Below are 19,960 nucleotides of genomic sequence, written 5' to 3' on the forward strand. Positions count from 1 at the left end.
TCGCTTCTCCCTGAGCTATAGTTGCCGTGGTCACCAACGTGGAGGATTTCGACAGAATCGACAGAACCAGAAGAGGGAGCAAGGTATCTCTCCTTCCTCTTCTCGAAAGGAGTGCGAGCCAATGGCGACCTTTCCGCAACCGCTGACTGACGTGCAGACGCTGCCCCCGTCGCCCTGCCCCCGCTGCTGCCGGCGGCAGGCCCAGCCCGAGGCGGCTGCCCTGTCCGACAACCCCTGATCAGCTCATCGGGGGTTGTCCCTGGTTTCCTGTCCCACTACTGCCGGCAGCGGGGGCAGGCCCCAGCCCCACAGGCAGCTCACGACCGTCTGCGACCGACAGCGACCCATGCTGCCCTTCCAGGAGTGGGCACGATGCCATATGGCCGTCAGAATGATCTGTTGTCTGCCTGTGACACCCTGATCCAGTGTCTCCTTCTTATCCCAGCATCAGGAGGGAGAGCACGGTGGTGCCCTGGTAGAGACTTCCCCGACACACGGAACTGGCCCCCACCCCGCCAGGCGAGGAGGAGCAGGACACCGGCCTGGGATCGAGCATCGTCGCGAGCCGATGTTGACGTTAGCCAGTCACTGGCTCCACTTCAAAGACATACACCCCCAGGGCTTCTTTCTCTGGCGGGTAGATCTCTCGGATCAAGCGTAACGCCGTGCTCGCATCACTGGCGTCTGGGGCAATCTTCTGCCATTCCTCAACGGCCAGCATCTCTTCAAAGTTCGCATAGGTCCGTATCGCCTTGATCCGTAGCGTCGCCGAGGCTCCCGATGTCTCGAGTTGGATGATCTCACCTACCTGATAGCGCTTGATATGGTCATAGCCGACACGAACCTCCAGTGTTTTCTGGCCAGCCATGATAGCGTCATAGGAGGGACGCCTGATGCGCATCACACGCATAGCGCTTCTTCCTTTCTTGACTCGCGATTTGTTACGGCTCCGCCAACAAAAACGAATGGTCAGACCACTGGTATACAACGGACACCCTCTGCAGATTGCCACGCTTCGAATTGCGTCCCTTCGACAACGCCGCTCCACTATGGTATGATACGCGAAAAGAACCCAGGCTAGCCCACAGAAATTACGTTGGAGGGCCGAGAGGTGAGATCTCATGGAACGGTCACAGGGAGCTACAGCAACCGGAAAGGAACGGACGCCCCTTATCGCAGCTCGGTACGCGTGCCATCTTTCCCAGGACGAAGTGGCGGCACGACTGGGAGTGAGTAAAACGACAGTCCATCGGTGGGAGAGAGCAGGTGCTGTTCCGCAGCCGCTCCACCTTCGGAAGCTTTGCGATCTCTTCGGCAAATCAGCCGCAGATCTTGGCTTCCCAGAACCGCTGGTTGACCTGACAGCAAGCGTCAGCGGAGCATCGGCCAACGCTGACTGCCACCAGGAGGCGACCGAGGAGGAGGATGCGCTGGTCACTTTTCGGCAACAGCACCTCATCTCACGTCTGATGATTCATGTCTGGAACTGGCCAGCAGGTGACACCAGGTATCAGCGGCTCCAGTGGGGTATCACAGCGGAGCTAGAGGATCACACGATGAAGAATGAACTCAGTCGCCGCGACGCCCTGCGCTTCTTGGCATTGGTCCCCCTAGACATGCTGGGCCTTTCGCGGGAGAGGGCAGTCTTCAAGCGGCCTTTCTCGTCTGAGGATATTTTGAAACACTGCGCAGCGGGCATCATTGCCTGTTGGAAGCTCCGCAAGGAGCACGAGCGAGCCTTTGCTGACTTGGCCGTCTCTGCATATATACCGACGCTCCAGGCGATCCTGAAGACAGCTCCCCCACCTGAACGCAAGGCTGCCGCCGAGTTGCTTGCGCAGTGCTGTTTACTGCGAGCGCCGCTCGCCTGGCACCTCTCTACGGCTAGCAGCGCAGTGGGCTATGCCCAGCAGGCCGAGCACTACAGCATGCTTGCCGACAACCTTCTTCTTCAGATTGTGGCGCTCAAGATGCAGGCTGCTGCGCTCTATTATGCCAACCGATGGGGTGAAGCCTTGCAGGCGACCGAGAAAGCGAAGCATCTCTTAGAGGAACGAGAGAAGCGAGACAGGCAGAAACAAGCCTCGGTCGCGCAGGCCGCCACGGAGCCTATTCCCCCACTCGCACAGAGCTATCTCTACGCTGGACTGGCGCTCTATCAAGCTTCCAGCGGGCACAAGGAAGAAGCGCTCTCGTCCCTCCAGAAGGCACATCAGACCTTCTTCGCCCAAACTGACACACCGCCGATCTGGCTTGATCACAGCCTTGGAAACCTCTTGCTTCACGATGGCAGCACGCATTTGCAGCTCGGACTCTATAAAGAGGCGCTTGATTCTTTCGAACAGATTGAGATACAGTATGCTCAGGACGACCAACATCGGTCATGCCTGATTGAAGCCACGTTTGAGCAAGTGATGGTCGAGACAAGTCGCGACGACCAACCCCGGAATCTGGATCGATGCCTTGAGTTGTGGCAGAAGGGAGTAAACGGCGCAAGAGAACTACAAAGTCGGCAACGCTTTGATGAAGCGATTCAAGCGTATACCGCTCTGCGTGCGGCGTGGCCCGGCGAGAGGCGCGTGAAGGAACTGCGTGAGCTGCTTGTCCGCCGATAGTCGGCCTCTGTCAGAACTGACAGCACCACCGTTCCCTCTGGAGGGTCGGTGGTGCTGTTTGCTTTGTGTGCTGTTACCTGGCGGCGTAACGTAACAGCGTGTTACGTGGGGAACGAGTTGCCTGCAAGCTGTTGTCCCCCTGCAATCGCTCAAGTTCCTCCTTTCTCACTATACTTCTCATTGGTTGCCTGGGCATGAGTTGCCTGTGTTCACACCAACTCGGGTCTGACTCATGAAGGCTGGGCAGACGGCTGATCTGCGACTTTTCCAGCCTCTGCCGCTTGGAAGAACAATCGGCAAACAAACGGAGACGAGGCCGCATCAGCGATGCCTGCGGCCAAGCAATGTGAGGAAGAGTATCTGATGGCGACTGCCGTCCAACCGCTCACAGGTTTTTTCGTGTTACCGTCTTCCTGCCCCCGCTGCTGCCGGCGGCAGGCCCAGCGAGCAGCGCCTCCCCCTCGTGTGCAGGCGCTGGCGCATCCCCTTGCCGCTGACGCTCATCCTGGAGATGACCAGCTTACCTCTGCTCATCCTGACGAGGAGATGTATAGAGATTCTGAATCTGGAAAGGAGCGCTAACATGGGCTTCTGGCATCATCTCTTCCGCAGACGTCGCCGGTCCCGCGTCCTGGCGGCCTCTTCCGTTCCCGCCGAGACCACGGCGGCAGCGGCGGCTCCCGCGGCTTTGTTCGATACCCTCGCTGCCTCGGACGCACCGCGCTCCACTCAGCAGCGTCTCTCGCTGGAGGATGTGCCCTCTCTGTTGCCCAAAGATCCCCCTTGTCCTTTCCCTTGTCGATCGCTATACTCAAAATGATATGTCTCTCTCTCAGGAGCTTCATGTGACACACGCGCATGCTTCTTCATTCGTGATCGGTGTTGGTGGGCACCAGCAGCTTGGAGATGACGCGACGGTCCGGTTTCTGACCGAGCACTTCTCCCAGATCCTGGCCCATGCGCAGCAGGCAGCGCAGGCAGACGGGCGCGTTCCCTGTTTGCGGTCTGCCGTAGCACGTGGAGCGGACCGCCTCTTTCTCGAGCTCGCCTTTCAATCTGGGCTTCCCGTCGAGGTGGTGATCCCCTGTCAGGGGTATGAGCAGCTCTTCCAGGGAGAGGAACGGGCAGCGTATGAGCTGTGGCTGAGCCGTGCCCGGCAGATCCATCAGCTCTCTGGCTCGCCATGCTCAGACGAGGCCTATCTCGCCGCTGGGGAGTGGATTGTAGAAACCAGCGATCTGCTGGTCTTGGCCTGGAATGGCCTCCCTGCTGCAGGCAAAGGCGGCACCGCAGATATGGCCAGCTACGCGCGTTTTCTCGGCAAAGCCTGGATTCATCTGAATACTCGCCGGCATCACGTCACCTGGTATCCTGCTGGCCCCTCCCATCAGCAAGCGGCTCCGCGCCGTGAACAAGCCCAGCGGGTGCGAGTGGTCTATCAGGGTCCCATTTTTGTGGTGAAGCAGTATGAGCTGCTGCTCTCCAGTGGTCGCACGGTCACACGCGACGTGGTCGAGCGGCCTGAAAGCGTGCTGGTGTTGCCTGTTGGTCAGCAAGGGACCATTTTGCTGATCGAAGAGCGGGACCTGGCTGTGGACGCCTGGCAGCTCCGTCTCCCAGGTGGACGGATTACTGCTTCCTCTTTCCAGGAACTGGAGCAGCACGCCCAGCAGGAGCTCCGCGAGGAGACGGGGTATCGGGCTGGTCGTCTGGAGAAACTGCTCTCATGCTACAGCCATCCGGGATATGTGAGCCACCGCGTCCATCTGTTTGTGGCCTCTGATCTGGAGTGGGACCCGCTGGAGCTGGAAGAGGGAGAAGAAATCCGGGTCAGAACCATGACGCTGGCTGAGGCGCTTGCTGCCACCAGCCAAGACGATCGCTGTGACCCTGAAGCTGCTCTCGCTCTCTGGCTCTACGCTGGCAAAGGCGTGCTTGCTTCACACGACCACCCCGGTGAGCAGAGCGCAATGGGTCATCAGCGCCCTCGTGGTGAGCTCCCGCCAGAGGGATGAGGCAAGCGTTGTCTTCAACAGGTGGAAGAAGATGGCTTCAGAAAGCATCCATCATGGAGAAGTGATTCAGGCGTATCGGCGCTTGCGGGGCTTGACGCAGGAGGAGTTGGCTCAGCGCATTGGCCGAAGCCGCCGCACTATTGTTTCCTTAGAACAACAGCATTCTATCCCCAACATCCGTTTAAGACGGGCCTTAGCACTTGTTCTGAGTATTCCTCCCCATTTGCTTGATCTCACCGAGCAGTCGCTTGCAGCATGGTCTTTTGCTCCTCCCCCCTCATCTCCCTCAACCACCTCAGGGCTTCCCTTGGGAGAGATGGAAATGCGCACTCTCCTCGATCATGTCCGTCTGCGCTTCGACTTGTATTATTTCACGAATGCACGCTACGCCGCTGAAGGCTTGCGAGAACAACGAGAATATGTGACAACCCTCGTGAAGCAAGGGGGATCTGCTCACACTCGCAAACGTCTCTTGATCGTTCTCAGTCACCTCTACCGGCTGGATGGCATGATTGCCCGTGATGCTCTCGATTATCCTACTGCTGAGTTTGACTTCCAGCAGGCATCACTTGTGGCTCAGGAGGCAAGCTGCCCAGAGCTGGAAGCATTAGCTCTCGCTTGCCGCGCGGTGCTCTTTGTGAGGCAGCGCCGGGAGGCAGTAGCTCTCCAATGCTATGACGCGGCGCACGCTATGGCACGGCATGCTTCTCCAGCATTAAAAGCCTACCTGGCTATCGGTGCCGCTGAAGCACAGAGTTTGCTCAAAGATGAGGCGTGTTTCCGCGCTCTTGAGCAAGCTCACCGTTGGCTCCGTCTTCTCGATCCCGCTGACGATCCTCTCCTCCTGTATCGCTCGACGCGCTGTTCAAAACAGACGCTGACAGATTGTTGGATGGCCTGCCGGGCTGCCCTTGGGCACATTGAGCCGGCCCTGGAATACTATAGTGATATTGAGTACCAGGGAGATTCAGCAATGCCACGAAGGCAGGCTCGGATGCTCATCCAGTGCGCTCGGCTACTCTACCAGAATCGTGATATGAGCTGCTGTTTCTACGCTACTGAAGGATTTCGAAGAGCAAAAGCTATTGAATCATACTATAATATGCAGCAGGTAAAAGATTTGGCCCTGACGCTGAAGGCACGCTTTCCCAAAGATCACCGTGTCCAGGAGCTCATCGAGATCATCAATCGTGTTTGATAAGCAGTCACCTCTTCCCCTCTGAATGGAAGGTTCTTTCTTTCCCTGCCAATGGCGTGCTAAGAGCGCCCAGAATGGTTGAGCTATGTGCAAAACATGTGCAATATCGTTCTGGGTTTCCTCACGAGCCTTTTTCTCCTGGTAGTATTCTCTCCAGAGATCCAAAACGAGAGATGAGGAAGCCTCTATCTGAGGGCGAAAGGAGTATTTGCTCGTATGGCGACCTTTCCGCAACCGCTGACTGACGTGCAGACGCTGCCCCCGTCTTCCTGCCCCCGCTGCTGCCGGCGGCAGGCCCAGCGAGCAGCGCCTCCCCCTCGTGTGCAGGCGCTGGCGCATCCCCTTGCCGCTGACGCTCATCCTGGAGATGACCAGCTTACCTCTGCTCATCCTGACGAGGAGATGTATAGAGATCCTGAATCTGGAAAGGAGCGCTAACATGGGGTTCTGGCATCATCTCTTCCGCAAGCGCCGCCGCGCACAGGCCCGCGCCGCCTCGTCTCCCGTCCCTGCCGGGACCACAGCGGCAGCGGAGGCACCCGCGGCGCCCGAGCAGGCGGGACCCGTCCCCCTGACACAGCGTCGCTATCTGGACGATATCCCGTATTTGCTGCCCAAAGATCCCCTCGAGGATCAGCGGCTCAACTACCAGCATCACGCGTTGGCGAGGACCCTGAGCAACCATTACCTGGCCCCGTTGACCCCAGGGATCCGCACCATCCTGGACGTGGGGACCGGCACTGGCATCTGGGCGTTCGAGATGCAGGCCCTCTTCCCCCATGCCTGTATCGTCGGCGTCGACGTCTCCTTGCAGTCCCTGCCGCAGCCGGTCCCCCCGACCTGCGTCTTCGTGCGCGCCAACGTGCTCGAGGGCCTGCCTTTCCCGGACGCCCAATTCTGCTACACCCATCAGCGGTTGCTGGTGGCAGCTATTCCCTCCCGCTCCTGGCCCGGCGTTGTCCGCGAGCTGGTACGCGTGACCCGCCCCGGTGGCTGGATCGAACTCCTGGAACTCAGCGATGTCATCCAGCCCGCCGGGCCGGCCACTCGCCGCCTGCTCGACTGGTTCACTGGCATCAGCCAGCAGCTCGGATTTGAGATGGCCGTCCTGCGCCAGCTCGGCGAGCTCCTGCAGCAGGCTGGCTGCGTGGAGGTCACCAGCCAGGACATCCCTGTGCCGCTGGGCCGCTGGGCCGGGGCCGCCGGCCAGCTCCTGCTCACCGACGTGCTCCACGGGCTGGGCGCGCTCAAGGATTCGTATTGTGCCCGTACCACCACCCCGCCGGCGGTCGTCGACGCCATGCTGCAGGAGGCGGCCCAGGAGTGGGAACAGCAGCAGGCTCGCTACGTCTTTCATGCCGCCTATGGCAGGAGGCCGCAGCCATGAGCCACCCTGATCGCGATGGGGACCCGGCTGATCCCCGCAGTCGCTCTGGCGAGGCCGCCTCGGCCTCGGGCGTGCATGCCGGCCCTGGGCGGGTCCTGCTCATCCTCAGCCAGGAGCAGGTGGCCGCCCTGCGGGCGGTGTTGGAAGGCTACCGGGCGTATGCCTTCTGCCAGCTCTTGCCCACCACTGAGCGCAACGAGCGGCTGCGCCAGACCCAGCGGCTCCTGGGCTGGCTGCACGAGCTTGCGCCCCCGCCGGGCAGCCAGTGTTGGCTCAGTCTCTTGCCCGACGAGAGAGGCAGCTTGCAGCACGTGCTGCAGGTGATCCGCGAGCAGCCGGCGCTGCGGGACCGCTGGCGCCGCGAGCTGCAGGTTCTGGCTCCGCTCTTCGGCTGGGAGGACGGCTCCTCTTGAAGCCGTCCAGCCTCCTGGTCTCCTGCTGCTGCTGGGTGGCTGTTCCCGTTCTGACCCATGAGATCAGCTCAGAAAGGAGGATCTTCTGCCATCATGCTTTGGCCTTTGGCTTCCGTCCTGACGGCATCCTGTTGCCGACGAGGAGGCTGCCCATGAGCGGCTCGGCCTCCCCGTTGCTGGTGCAGCTCCCCGAGGAGAGCCCCGCCGAAGCCGGCGCTCTCAGCTGCGAAGTGATTCTCGAAGCCTGGCAAGCCATCGAGCAGGCCCTCATTCAGCTCGAGCACCTGTCGCCGGCGCAAGCCTGGCAGGTGCTGCTGGCCCCGTACGGCCTGCAGGTCGTGCCCCCGGACCCGGCAGCCGGGTCCTCGCCGCCCTCGGCAGCCGCAGGAGGAGGAGGAGAGAACCCATGACCTGGGCCTGCTCTGCCAGCTCCCCCCCGCTGCCGACGCCGGCGTCCACGTCGGTGCCGGCCCCCAGGCTCACGGCCTCTCAGCAGGCGGCCTGCGCGCGGCTGCTGGCCCGCTGGCGGCAGGGGCCCCCGCCTGCCACCGCCTGGGGTCCTTCCCACTCGCAGACCCGGCGCGCTGACGAGCCACTCCAGCCAGACGGAGGTGCGCGCCATGCCGCTTCGTGACCACGATGCCCGCTTCGCCATCGGGCAGGACCTGCTCCAGGTCAACGCCGCCCGGCCCGGTCCTGCCAGCAAGGTCCTGGGTCTGGAGGTGCTCCTCGTAACCGCTCCGGAGCGGCACCCGCTCTTTCTCGACCATGCCCCCCTCATCCGGCAGGCGCTTGAGGCCGAGCGGGTCGCCTGCCCCTGCTGCCCGTGGGGTCGGCCTGGCCCCTGCGCCCTGCCGCCCCAGAAAGGAGACACCCATGAGTGCGCTGGATGACCCGTCTCGTCCGAGTTCCTTCCGCCGGCAGCGCGGACGCTCGACCTACATCATCGACGCGGAGAACGCTGGGGAGCTGGCCCGCCTCATGCAGCAGGATCGTCTGCTCACCGAGACGCTGGGCGGCCTGTTGCCCGAGGAGGAGATCAGCCTCCCCGAGACGGGCCGCGTCCTCGACCTGGCCTGTGGCCCGGGCGGCTGGCTGCTGGAACTGGCCTTCTGCTTCCCGCGGGCCACCTTGATCGGCGTCGACCTCAGCCCGGCGGTGGTCGAGTATGCCACCGCCCAGGCCCGCTCGCGCGGCCTCTCCAACGTCTCATTCCAGGTGATGGATGTCATGGAGCCGCTGGCCTTCGAGGACGGCTCCTTTGACCTGATCAATGGGCGGCTGCTGTGGGGCTTCATGCTGCCGGAGGCCTGGCCGCGGCTGCTCGCCGAGTGCCGCCGCCTGCTCAAGCCGGGCGGCATCCTGCGCCTGACGGAGATGGAGGAGCCGCTCACAACCAGCCCTGCCTTCGAACGGCTGATGGCTTGGGGCTGCCAGGCCCTCAAGCAAGCGGGCCAGAGCCTGTCTCCCGATGGGCGCCACCTGGGCATCACCCCGATGCTGCCACGGCTGGTCCGGCAGGCCGGCTTCCTGGAGGTGCGCCTGCGGCCCACTGTCATCGAGTGGTCGATGGGCACGGACAGGCACTACCCGGTCTTCAAGGACTATCTGATCGGGCTGGAGTTGGCGCTGCGCTTTCTGCAGGAGGAGGGGGTGGCGACGCGCGAGGAGCTGGAGCGGCTGTATCAGCAGGCGGTGGCCGAGATGCAACAGGAGGACTTCTGTGCCCTCTGGCCCCTGCTGACCGTCTGGGGGTGTGCACCCGGGCCGGGGAGACCAGGAGACCAGAGCCAGAGGCGCACGCTGACCGCGTCCTGTCCTGGTCACAGCTCACAGGAGAGAGAAGCAGGAGACCAATGGCCATGAACACAAAGCCGGTCATCAATCGCGAGGACGAACAGCGCCAGATCTCGACGATTCTGCAAGCACTCAGGCAGCCGCGCGGCACCCAAGATCAGCCGTGGCCAATCGTGCACCTGTTCGGGGTGGCCGGCATCGGCAAGACCACCCTGCTGCGTCAGATCCAGCAGCAGGCCCGCGCGCTCGGACTGCCAGCCCTCTGGGGCGCGGTGCAGCCAGGAGAGCACATCGATGCCGTCGCCAGCCAGCTGCTGCCAGACCTGCCGTCGCCACCCCTTTCCCCCTCTCCTGGAGAGGAGCACGGCTCAGCGCCGCATCACAGCCCCCCGGGTCTGGCTCAGCTCATTCCAGGGCTCCGCCTCCTTGTGCACCAGCAGGGAGCCGCCGTCTTGCTGCTAGACGACGTGGAGATCGGCGATGCGTCGCAGCTGCGCTGGCTGGTGGCGCTGCTCGATGCGTTGGGAAAGCAGGCTCCCCTGCTCCTGGTGCAGACGGCGGCTGGGCCGCTCCCCTGGTCCTGGCAGACCGTGCTGAATCGCCCGGTCCTGCCTCTGGAGCTCGGGCCACTCGACCACGTCAGCAGCGCCCTCCTGCTCGAGCGCCACGCGCCGACGCTCGCCCCCGAGGCGCGGGCCCTGGCGCTGGACTGGGCTGACGGCTATCCGCTGGCCCTGGTCGTGCTCGCTGCCGCCCTGCGCGATGGGACGCTGGACCCCCGTCAGCCAGCAGACCGGGCCCGGCTGCGGGAGCAGCTCACCGAGCGCGTCCTCCGCCAGGGCGTCTTGGGCGCGCTGCCGCCGGAGGAGCGGCCTGCCATCGAAACGCTGCTGCGCCTGCTCGCCGTGCCGCGCCGCTTCACGGCCATGCTGCTGCAGGACCTCATCGAACAGTTTGCCCCCGAATGGAGGCAAGGCGCTCCCTTTGCCTATTTCTTCCTGCCACAGCAGCTCGCTGACCGCACCCACGCCCTGCGCTGGCAATCCGAGCGCGCTGGCTATGTCGTCGTCGCCCCGGTCCGCCACCTGCTGCAGGTCCTCTGGCAGGAAGAAGCTCCGGCCCGCTGGCAGGAGATCCTGCGCTGGCTGGCCGCCTTCCAGGAGCGCCTGACAGAACAAGCCAACGGCCCCGAACGCATTCGCTCCCTGGCTGATCAGCTCGCCTATCGTCTCCTGGGCGAGGAACCAACGCGGCGAGTAGAGCAGATGCCCAGCGTGCTGGCATCCCTGCGCCAGGAACCACAGGCCGTGAGCCTGCAGGTGGTGGCGGATCTCCAGCAGGACCAGGATCTCCAGGCTGCCCTGGGCGAGCAGGCGTCAGCCTGGCAGGCAGCGCTGCGGGCGTTGCAGCCTCCCCCATCCTGAGAGCGGCGCCCCACCAGAACGACCCACCAGCGTACAAGAAAGGAGGAATCAGTCTGGATGGAACAACAACAGGATCTGCCGCGGGGGCGGTGGTGGTCGTGGCAGGCCCCCAAGCCCTTCTCCCGGCCCGGCACGCCCGAGCGCGTGCTGGCGTTCCTGCTGGAGGAGCTGAGCTGGGTCTGGCAGGCTTCCCCCGCTTCCCCCAGAGCGCCGCGTCCCAGCCCCTGGATCATCTGGCTCCATGACCAGGACCAGGAGGCGGAGGCGCCCGCAGCCGCAGCCGCAGCCGCAGCGCCGGCCTCCCCTTCCACGGGGGGATGCGGCAAGAGCACCCTCCTCCGGCAGGTGCTGGCCCTGCTGCGTCAGCAGCACCCCCGGCTGCCCATCGTGCTGCTGGATGGCCTGGAGGCTGCGGCCCAGGAGCGCTTCCGCTGGGTGCGCCAGGTGGTGGCCCAGCTGGAAGCGGCCTATGCCCCCTGGCGGGCAAACCGCTTCCACGCGGTCTGGGCGCGGCGGCAGGCGGAGGGGCGCCTGCCGCCGGTGGCAGCCGGGGTCCGGCGACAGGTGCTGGATCTGGACACCCGGACGCAGCTGTGGGCGGCCCTGGCCCAGGATATCGCGGCCCTGCGGCCTCACTTGCCCGCGGAGGGACCCACCCTGCTGGTGGTGGTGGATCACCTGGAGCAGCTGCAACTGCAGCCCGGTCCACAGGCCCTCGTGCTCGCGCCCGGGGAGCGCTTCCCGGAGCGCTTCGGGCTGCCCCGTGTCATCGCCCTGCTGGTCAGCCGCCAGCCCCCCGACTGGCAGCAGCCGCTCTGGTGGGGACGGCAGTCCGAGATCGTGACGGTCCCCCTGCCCCCCTGGTCTGCCGCGGAGATCGGTCACCTGCTTCTGGAGGGGGGACTCCAGGCCGGCACCGCCGGCGAGCGCTTGCACGGGCTGACCGGGGGGCATCCGGCTCTGGTCCAGCTGGCCTGCGAGCAGCTCGCCCAGGGGGGCCTCTCCCTGGAGGAGCTGCAGCGCCTGGAGCCGGCGGCCTTTGCCAGCCGGCTGCTCGCCCAGGTGGCCGCGCTGGAGGAACCCCGCTCCTGGTGGCTGCTGGTCCTGGCCCACCTGCAGCCGGCGGCGGATGTGCCCGTGCCTGCCTGGAGGCTGCTCAGCGTCCTCCAGCAGCTCCCGCCCTTCCCAGGGCAGGAGCCGCCCGAGGCTGAGCAGCTGCTGGAGGCGCTGGCCCGCGTCCTGGGAGTCCGCCTGAGCCAGCGCGGCAACGACGCCGCCGGACCCGACGCCGACGGCGAGCCGGGCTGGCTCGCGTTGCAGCCGGAGCTGCGCCAGCTGCTGCGGCAGGCGTGGGAGCAGCACGACCCTGATCGGCGCTTCCGCCGCGCGCTCAGCCGGCTCGTCATCGCCTCCGCTGCGCTGCAGCAGGAGCAGGCCCGCTCGGAAGCGGCCTGGCAGGCCAGCCGTGTGGAGCTGCTGCATCATCAGCTCACGCTGGACCTGGAAGAGGGCCTACGGCACTTTCAGCAGCTCTTTGGACCCGCCACGGTCGGCTGGCGCAGCGGCTTTGCTCGCATCCTGCTGGAAACCGTGCGGGAAGAGGAGCCCATCTTGACGCCTGCCCAGCGCTGGCAGCTCCGGCTCTGGGAGGCCCAGCTGCTGCGCATTGAAGAACAGCCTCAGCTGGCGCAAACGCTGCTTGCACGGTTGCAGCAAGAGGCCGACCCCTCCTGGCTGGCAACCCAGCAAGAAGCGCTCTGCTATGAGTTCGCGCGTTGTTCCTTGCAGCAACAGCAGTTGCTGCAGACGATTCACTATTACACGCAGTGTCTGGAGCTGGCCCGGCGCCGAGGGAATGAAGAAAAGGTCAGCACGCTGCAGGGCCAGCTCGGGTATGTCTACCGTCGGCTGGGGCAGTGGGACGAGGCGCTGCGCTGCTATCAGGCCTCGCTGGCCTATCACCGGCAGCAGGGGAGTCGGGCCTGGTATGCGAACCTGCTCAATAGCATTGGGCATGTCTCCCGCTTGCAAGGGCGCATTGACGAGGCCTTGCGCTACTGCTTACTGGGGCTGCGGGTGCGAGAGGAGCTGTGGCGGCAGGGCAAGTGGAATGAACGGGCCGTCGGCCTCTCCCACAGCACCCTGGCTCCGCTGTATCTGGCCACCGGGGACCTGCCCCAGGCTGAGCAGCATCTCCGCCAGGCCTGGGAGTGCTACGCGCAGGTGGGCGACCGCAGCGGATTGGCTGCGACCTTGAACCGCCTGGGGCAGGTGGCTCTGCTCAAAGGCCAACTGGAAGAGGCTGATACGTTGTCCACGCAGGCCGAGGCGCTGGTGAGCGGCTTCGATGCGGAGGTCTCCATCGCCAGTCAGCTGATGCGGGGTCGGGTGGCGGCAGCGCAGGGAGACTGGCCGACGGCGGTGGGGCGCTTCCAGCGCGCCTGTGAGCAGGCGCGCCAGGTCCAGGATCGTGCGCAGCTCGCCACTGGCCTGGTGGAGCTGATGGGAGCCTTGGAACAGCTAGGCCGGCATGAAGAAGCCGAGGCAGCCTGGCAGGAGGCCCGCGCGATCGCTGAGGAGGCAGGGGATCGCTGGTTGCTGGGGCATGGCGAAGAGATCTGGGGGAACCTGGCCCTGGCGGAGAAGCGTGTCGAGGAGGCCTTCCAGCATTATGTGGCCAGTTGTGCCTGGATGGCTCAGCACCATCTGTTGGCATACCACCAAGCCCAGCGTCGCCTCCTGGAACGCCTGCTGGCCCTCCCGCTGGAAGCGATCCCGGCAATGGCGCAGCGCGTGCAGGAGGACTGGCGCCAGCGTGGCCTGACCGGGCGCTATCCTGAATTAGAGCAGGCCTGTGAGGAGATCCTGCAGCTCCTGCCAGCGGGCCTGGGCCGGCAGGAGGGACAGGAAGGGGATCGCTGAGAGACCCGGCCCGGCTGTCCACGCAGCGAGCGAGCGAGCGAGCGATCCTCGGAGGGCTTTCCTGACCGTCTGAGGGTCACAGTGGCTGGCAGCAGCGCCGCGCAAGAGCGGTCAGCAGTGACTGCGTGGGGGAGCATCGGAACGAAACGGCTTGACGGAGGCGGCTCCAGATGCTATCGTAGAGGGGTACCGTCAGGATCAGCGACACTGTCCGTCTGGGGTTGAAACTGGGATTGACTGAGATGGATGAAAGAATCAGGGCCTGGTCGGAACGCCGCTCAAGCCCGATGAGGATGGGAACGAGGAGCAACAGATGCCGGCGGACCCCTTGGGAATGTATCGGAACACTATTGCCCAGCTTGCCCAGACCGGTGTGGCCACGGAGCACACCTATCGCGCCGCACTGGCTCGCCTGCTCGAAGCGCTCGTCCCAGGGATCAGGGTGATCAACGAGCCCCGTCGCATCGCCTGTGGGGCCCCTGATCTGGCTGTGACGACCACGCTGGGCGCCACTTCTCTGACCATTGGCTATGTGGAGACGAAAGACCTGGGGCTGGATCTGGAAGGCATCGAGCGCGATGCGGCCCAGTCCCGGCCCCGGACCGAGAATGGACGTCAGCTCCAGCGCTACCTGCGGTCCCTGGAGAACCTGGTGCTGACGAACTATCTTGACTTTCGCTGGTATGTGGGAGGGTCCCTCCGCCTGCAGGCCCGGCTGGTGCCAGTGGACCAGCAGCGTCGCCAGACCGCTCTTCCCCAGAGCCAGCAGGAGGTCCGCTCCCTGCTGGAGCGCTTTCTTTCCCATCGGGCTGCCCCGATCACGAACCCTGCCGAGCTGGCCCAGCGCATGGCGCGGCTGGCCCATCTGATCCGCGACGTGGTCGTGGAGGCCTTCCGGGGCAGGCAGGCCTCTCCATTGCTCCGGGACTTGTATCGTTCCTTCCGTGAGGTCCTGCTGCCTGATTTGACGGAGCCAGCCTTTGCGGACATGTTCGCCCAGACGCTGACCTATGGGCTCTTCGCCGCGCGGGCTCAGCACCAGGGGCCACAGCCCTTCCGCCGCACTGATGCGGCCCGAGAGATTCCACGCACGAATCCCTTTCTGCGCAAGCTTTTCAGCACGATTGCAGGCGTCGAATTGGATGACGAACCTTTCGTCGGCTTTGTGGATGAGCTAGCGGAGCTGCTGGCGCTCACCGATTTGGAGCAGGTGCTGGCCGACTTTGGCCGGCGCAGCCGGCGCGAAGATCCGATGGTGCACTTCTACGAAACGTTTTTGGCAGCGTACGATCCCCAGTTGCGAGAAGTGCGCGGCGTCTACTATACCCCCGATCCAGTGGTCTCCTACATCGTGCGCTCCGTCGATCGGCTGTTGCGCGAGCAGTTTGGGTGCGCGGAGGGATTAGCGGACGCCAGCCAGGTCCAGGTGACCCTGCACGATGAACAGGGCGAGCCGCGCAGCGAGACCGTACCACGGGTCTTGATCCTGGACCCGGCCTGTGGGACGGGCACCTTTCTCTATCACACCATCGCACTCATTCGAGAGCAGTATCGGCACGCGGGCAACGCGGGACTGTGGTCCAGCTATGTGCGAGAGGCACTGCTTCCGCGCCTGTTCGGGTTCGAACTGTTGATGGCGCCGTATGCCATGGCCCATCTGAAGCTGGGCATGCAACTCTCGGGGCTGGATCTGCCGCCGGAGGAACGGGCCACCTGGGCTTACGACTTCCGCTCGGAGGATCGTCTGCGCATCTACCTGACCAACACGCTGGAGGAGGCCCTCAAGCGGGCCGAGCTGACCTTCGGCCATTATATTTCGGAGGAAGCGAACCAGGCTGCGTCGGTCAAGCGAGGCTATCCGGTCATGGTCGTCCTGGGCAATCCTCCCTATTCGGGCCACTCGGCGAACCAGGGGGCTTGGATCAGAGACCTGCTACATGGCAAGGAGCATGGCAGCGAGCGTCGGAGTGCGAATTATTTCGAGGTGGATGGGCAGCCGTTGCGGGAACGCAATCCGAAGTGGCTCAACGATGATTATGTGAAGTTTATCCGCTTCGGCCAGTGGCGCATCGAGCAGACCGGCTATGGGATTCTGGCATTCATCACGAACCACGGCTATCTGGATAATCCGACCTTCCGCGGCATGCGCCAGAGTCTGCTGAAGAGCTTTGACGAGATCTACCTGCTGAATCTGCATGGCAACAGCAAGAAGCGTGAACGTGCTCCCGACGGCTCGCGCGATGAGAATGTCTTCGATATTCAACAAGGGGTGGCCATCGGCATCTTTGTGAAGCGGCAGCGACCAGCAATTGGGGAACAGAAGCCGCCGGCGCGCGTCTTCTACGCAGATCTGTGGGGGCCGCGCGAGATCTACGAGCAGCAGGGAGAGGAGCGCCGGCTGGTGGGGGGGAAGTACGCCTGGCTGGCGGAGCACGATGTGAAGACGACACAGTGGGAGGAGCTGTACCCTTGTTCGCCTTTCTATTTCTTTATTCCCCAAAGGAGCACGCTGAGAGCAGAGTATGAACAGTGGCCACGGCTGCCTGAAATCATGCCAGTGAATGTCCTGGGGTTTCAGACCCATCGTGATCACTTTGCTATTGATTTTGACCGGGAACGGCTGCTGCAGCGGCTCGAAGAGCTTCGCCAGGGAGCCCTCTCTGACGAGGAATATGCAGCAAAATATGGCCTGAATCAGGGGCCTGCGTGGAATGTCGGCCTGGCTCGACAACGTTTGCGTCGCGAGCAGGATTGGCAGCGGTGGTTGCTCCCTTGCTTGTATCGACCATTTGATTGGCGGTACTGCTACTTGCACGACGCCATTATGGATCGTCCACGGAAAGAGCTGCTTCTCCATGTTGCGTGGCGAGATAATATCTGCTTGCTCTCCTCTAGGCAGCAGGCGACACCTCAGTATCGGCATGTCTGGGTCGCTCATAGGGTTGCCAATGACTGCGTTCTTTCTACAACAAGTCGTGAGGCCAACCAAGTCTTTCCCCTCTACTTGTATTCAGGGAATCAGAACCTTGCAGGTGCTCAGCAGCAAGCGTTCTCCGCTGAACGTCGCCCGAATCTTGCTCCCTCGCTGCTGGCGGACTGGTCGGCCCGACTGGGTCTGACCTTTGTGCAGGAGGGAGTCGGTGACCGCGAACAGACGTTCGGCCCTGAGGATGTCTTTCACTACCTGTACGCGATCCTCCACGCACCCAGCTATCGTGAGCGCTACGCTGAATTCCTCAAGAGCGATTTCCCGCGTGTGCCCCTCACCAGCAACCGCGAGCTCTTTGCCGCCCTCTGCCAGCTCGGAGAACGGCTGGTCGCCCTGCACCTGCTGCGCACCAGTGACCCGGCGCGTCGCCCCAGCTATCCCGTGGCCGGTTCCAACCGGGTCGAGCGGATGGCCTTCGTTGCTGACCCCTCCTCGGAGCAGGGGCGGGTCTTCATCAACGCCACCCAATATTTCGCGGGCGTCCCCGAGGAGGTCTGGACCTTCGAAGTCGGCGGCTATCAGGTCTGCGCGAAGTGGCTCAAGGACCGCAAAGGGCGGGTGCTCACTTTCCAGGACATCGTGCAGTATCAGCAGATCGTGGCAGCGCTGGCGGAAACCATCCAGTTGATGGAGCAGATTGACGACGTCATCGACGAACACGGGGGCTGGCCGCTCCACTAGCGGCTGGCCACGCAGGAAAACGACGCGCGGAGGAACCAACGCCCTCCCCAACAGGGCCGCGAGACGCTCCTCTGGTCGTTTCCCCAAGCGGAACAGACGCACTTCAGACGCCAGGCCGGCTCAGGCGTGATGCCTGAGGTTGGCGGCTATGGTCAGCTTTCCTGCTGCTGATACACTGGCCCAGGCTGCAACACAACCGGCTCGTCACTGCAGCTCGTATCTGCATTGATCCTGTGCTGCTGTGTTGTGGGTCCACGGCAGAAACAGGCCAGAGACCTCCTGTGTTGCTGCTGTGGACCCACTGTCACCAGATCCCCTCCGTGCCAGAGCAATTTGCCTCAGAGGAGAGAGCGCTTGGCCCACGTCCTGGGACACGACTCCCTGGGACTTCCTGGCCCCTAACCAGCCAGCCAATCAGCCCCCCTCATGCCTGAAGTCACGGTGGCTCAGAGATTCCCCCACGCAAGGGCACCCGAGGCCTGACTGAGCCTTCGTGTCACGGTGCAGGCTGCTGCACACAGGAAGGGAGAAGGGAAGAGGAGCTGCTCATGCTTGCTCATTCGTTCGGGGCAGCAGGCGGAACAGGCCCCACTCAAGCGCGGCCCGTGCCGCTACCACCTGTTCGTGGATCAGCCGGCCTGAGAGCAGAGAGAGAAACTCATACGTTCTCTCCGAGAATCGCCGCCGGCTATTGGCGGGGCGTTGCTCCCGCGGCTGAAAGAGCGCTTCCAGGAGAAGGAAATCCTCTTCACGCAGGGGCCAGTGAATAAGCGCTGCCAAACGCTGGCACCTCTCGCGATCAAGCTCTAACTCCAATGGAGGAGTGAAACGCTCCAAGAAGTGTAAGACATCCTTATCGCATTCGACAGGCATGAAGAAATAACCCTTTCTGGTGTGAATAGATAGATAGAAATTGACTGACGTTAATCATTATAATCGGTACGTAAAACCTTGTCAACTTTATCAAAGAGGTAGAATAATTAGATATTGATAACAATCGTTAACAGTTGCTAACAATGGTTAGCGATGGATAAGAAGAGAGAGAAGGAAACCATGACAGAGAGCTGCAGTGGTTTGCAGCGAGAGCAACCAGCGACTGGAAGCTTCTGGCAGGTGAATAGCCCAGCGTGCTGACCAACGAGGGAGGCCCGCTTGCGAGCAGACCCGACCTGGTGCAGGACCAGTCTGCCCGCAAGCGGCGGGATGGTTGCCACCCTGAGGAACTGACAGGCGTGAGCAGCTGGAGCGTGACCACCACGAGCTTGAGGAAGCGCTCACTTAGACCGGAAGCCGGATTGGTGTGGACGATGAGTGACAACAGTGCTGCCGGAGAAACAGGGTGAGATCCCTATTAAAGCGCTCCGGTTCCTCGATGAACGGGGCATGCCCAGTGGGATAGAGCGAGAGGGTGACTGTGGCTCCCGCGTCCTCGAGCTGCCGGGCGATCTGATGAGCCAGCATCTGAGGGACGAGCCTGTCATACTCGCCGTGGATGATGAGCGTTGGCAACCGGAAGTGGTGCCAGGGAAGGCTCTCTTTCGCCTGGACGGCTGGCAAGGGAGGAAGGAGGCCGGCCAGAGAAAGGCGCTGCTCGTTCACTGACTCGAGGAGCCTGGTCAGCGCCAGGCAGCTTCCGCCCAGATGTCGCTCAAACTCGCCGAACGTCGGCGGATTCATCGTCAGCCCGGTGGTAAAGCGCACTAACCACTGGGCAGTCAACGGCTCAGACAGGTCAAAGGGCGCGGGCGCATCTGTCCCTATGAACACCTCAGTGAGGTATTCGAGGAAGAGAGGCGTACCGACGAACACCAGGCCCGCAATCGTTGGCCTGGGCGGCGATTGACGGAGCAACTCACCGATCAGCACCCCTCCCAGCGACCAGCTGACGAGGACCATCGGGAGATGGGCCGAGAACGGCGAAGCCGCCAGGACAGTAGCGAGCTCCGCTGTCCAGCAACCCAGGCTCTCCGTCCAGCCGCCCTGGAGCGACCAGGAAGGGTCCCACGTCAGCACGTTCCATCCGGCCTCGGTCAGTGGGAGGATCTGCTTGCGCCAGCAGTAGGCGGGCTGGAGGAAGCCCGGCACAAGCAGCACGGTTCCCACGGCAGGGGAGTGCCTTGCAGGGGCGTAGTAGACGGAAAGCTGCATTCCTGGACGGTCAGGGAGAGTGAGCAGACATCGGGAAAGCGCGTCGAAAGACGGCTGCCCTTGCCCTTCCGACAAGAGGGGCTGTGTTTGGAACGTCTCAGGAATCATGGTTCCTCCTATGATCAAGAAGCTTGGTGAGCAAGCAAGGCTCCAGACTCCCAGATGTGTCTGGTGCCCCGCCGCTCATCGTTGTGCTGCCGGCAAGGGAGCCTGCCTTCAGAAGGCAGTGTTCACAGAAAGATGCCAATAGGTCCAGCAGGGATGCTGATGGCGAGAGGATAAGGGAAGGCTAGCAAGGAAGACAAGGAAGAGAAGACTGCACAGAAGATCAAGGCACTCAGAAGAGACGCCTGTTCACGATGGTGCTGACG

The 19,960-nt window shown here is 63.2% G+C and carries 14 protein-coding genes and 1 pseudogene; 12 read left to right on the plus strand and 3 right to left on the minus strand.

Annotated elements, in window-relative coordinates; genetic code table 11:
- Positions 1-577: 577 nt before the first annotated feature.
- Entirely contained in the window at positions 578-910 is a 333-nt protein-coding gene (locus N688_RS23165; RefSeq protein ID WP_052889453.1) for an ASCH domain-containing protein, read from the minus strand.
- Between the two features lie 211 nt (positions 911-1,121).
- Here N688_RS23165 and N688_RS23985 point away from each other — a divergent pair.
- The 12 genes and pseudogenes from N688_RS23985 to N688_RS11770 all read left to right on the plus strand — a co-directional run.
- Positions 1,122-1,322, plus strand: a pseudogene (locus N688_RS23985) (helix-turn-helix transcriptional regulator); the annotation flags it as partial.
- 573 nt (positions 1,323-1,895) lie between these two features.
- Positions 1,896-2,615 carry a tetratricopeptide repeat protein gene (locus N688_RS23580; RefSeq protein ID WP_238321081.1) on the plus strand — a complete coding sequence of 240 codons (720 nt, stop codon included), beginning with the start codon at positions 1,896-1,898 and terminating at the stop codon, positions 2,613-2,615.
- A gap of 845 nt (positions 2,616-3,460) precedes the next feature.
- Positions 3,461-4,630: an NUDIX hydrolase gene (locus N688_RS11720; protein WP_162179545.1), complete on the plus strand. Its 1,170-nt coding sequence runs from the start codon at positions 3,461-3,463 to the stop codon at positions 4,628-4,630.
- Positions 4,631-4,661: 31 nt separating this feature from the next.
- Positions 4,662-5,828: a helix-turn-helix domain-containing protein gene (locus tag N688_RS11725; protein ID WP_052889458.1), complete on the plus strand. Its 1,167-nt coding sequence runs from the start codon at positions 4,662-4,664 to the stop codon at positions 5,826-5,828.
- Between the two features lie 439 nt (positions 5,829-6,267).
- Positions 6,268-7,215: a class I SAM-dependent methyltransferase gene (locus N688_RS11735; protein ID WP_052889460.1), complete on the plus strand. Its 948-nt coding sequence runs from the start codon at positions 6,268-6,270 to the stop codon at positions 7,213-7,215.
- The gene (locus tag N688_RS11740; RefSeq protein ID WP_052889461.1) at positions 7,212-7,628 is read left to right on the plus strand and encodes a hypothetical protein; all 417 of its coding nucleotides are present in this window, start codon (positions 7,212-7,214) and stop codon (positions 7,626-7,628) included. Before N688_RS11735 ends, N688_RS11740 begins: the two co-directional genes overlap by 4 nt.
- Before the next feature lie 152 nt (positions 7,629-7,780).
- Positions 7,781-8,038: a hypothetical protein gene (locus N688_RS11745; protein WP_052889462.1), complete on the plus strand. Its 258-nt coding sequence runs from the start codon at positions 7,781-7,783 to the stop codon at positions 8,036-8,038.
- A 210-nt stretch (positions 8,039-8,248) separates the two neighbouring features.
- Positions 8,249-8,521, plus strand: coding sequence for a hypothetical protein (locus N688_RS23170; RefSeq protein WP_162179546.1), 273 nt, complete (start codon positions 8,249-8,251; stop codon positions 8,519-8,521).
- The gene (locus N688_RS11755) at positions 8,505-9,494 is read left to right on the plus strand and encodes a class I SAM-dependent methyltransferase (protein ID WP_052889464.1); all 990 of its coding nucleotides are present in this window, start codon (positions 8,505-8,507) and stop codon (positions 9,492-9,494) included. The genes N688_RS23170 and N688_RS11755 overlap by 17 nt, the downstream gene beginning before the upstream one ends.
- Complete coding sequence (locus tag N688_RS11760; RefSeq protein WP_162179547.1) at positions 9,491-10,849, plus strand: ATP-binding protein; 1,359 nt, start codon at positions 9,491-9,493, stop codon at positions 10,847-10,849. Before N688_RS11755 ends, N688_RS11760 begins: the two co-directional genes overlap by 4 nt.
- A gap of 57 nt (positions 10,850-10,906) precedes the next feature.
- On the plus strand, positions 10,907-13,771 hold the full coding sequence (locus N688_RS11765; protein ID WP_052889466.1) for a tetratricopeptide repeat protein: 2,865 nt from the start codon (positions 10,907-10,909) through the stop codon (positions 13,769-13,771).
- A gap of 313 nt (positions 13,772-14,084) precedes the next feature.
- Complete coding sequence (locus N688_RS11770; RefSeq protein WP_202901903.1) at positions 14,085-17,441, plus strand: type ISP restriction/modification enzyme; 3,357 nt, start codon at positions 14,085-14,087, stop codon at positions 17,439-17,441.
- A 546-nt stretch (positions 17,442-17,987) separates the two neighbouring features.
- On the opposite strand, the gene N688_RS11775 is transcribed toward N688_RS11770, so the two are convergent.
- Together N688_RS11775 and N688_RS11780 are read right to left on the minus strand one after the other, a co-directional pair.
- Entirely contained in the window at positions 17,988-18,314 is a 327-nt protein-coding gene (locus N688_RS11775) for a hypothetical protein (protein WP_052889468.1), read from the minus strand.
- Positions 18,315-18,719: 405 nt separating this feature from the next.
- On the minus strand, positions 18,720-19,544 hold the full coding sequence (locus tag N688_RS11780) for an alpha/beta fold hydrolase (protein ID WP_162179548.1): 825 nt from the start codon (positions 19,542-19,544) through the stop codon (positions 18,720-18,722).
- Between the last annotated feature and the right edge of the window lie 416 nt (positions 19,545-19,960).

Origin of the sequence: Thermogemmatispora carboxidivorans, assembly GCF_000702505.1 — a bacterium.
Classification (GTDB): Bacteria; Chloroflexota; Ktedonobacteria; order Ktedonobacterales; family Ktedonobacteraceae; genus Thermogemmatispora; species Thermogemmatispora carboxidivorans.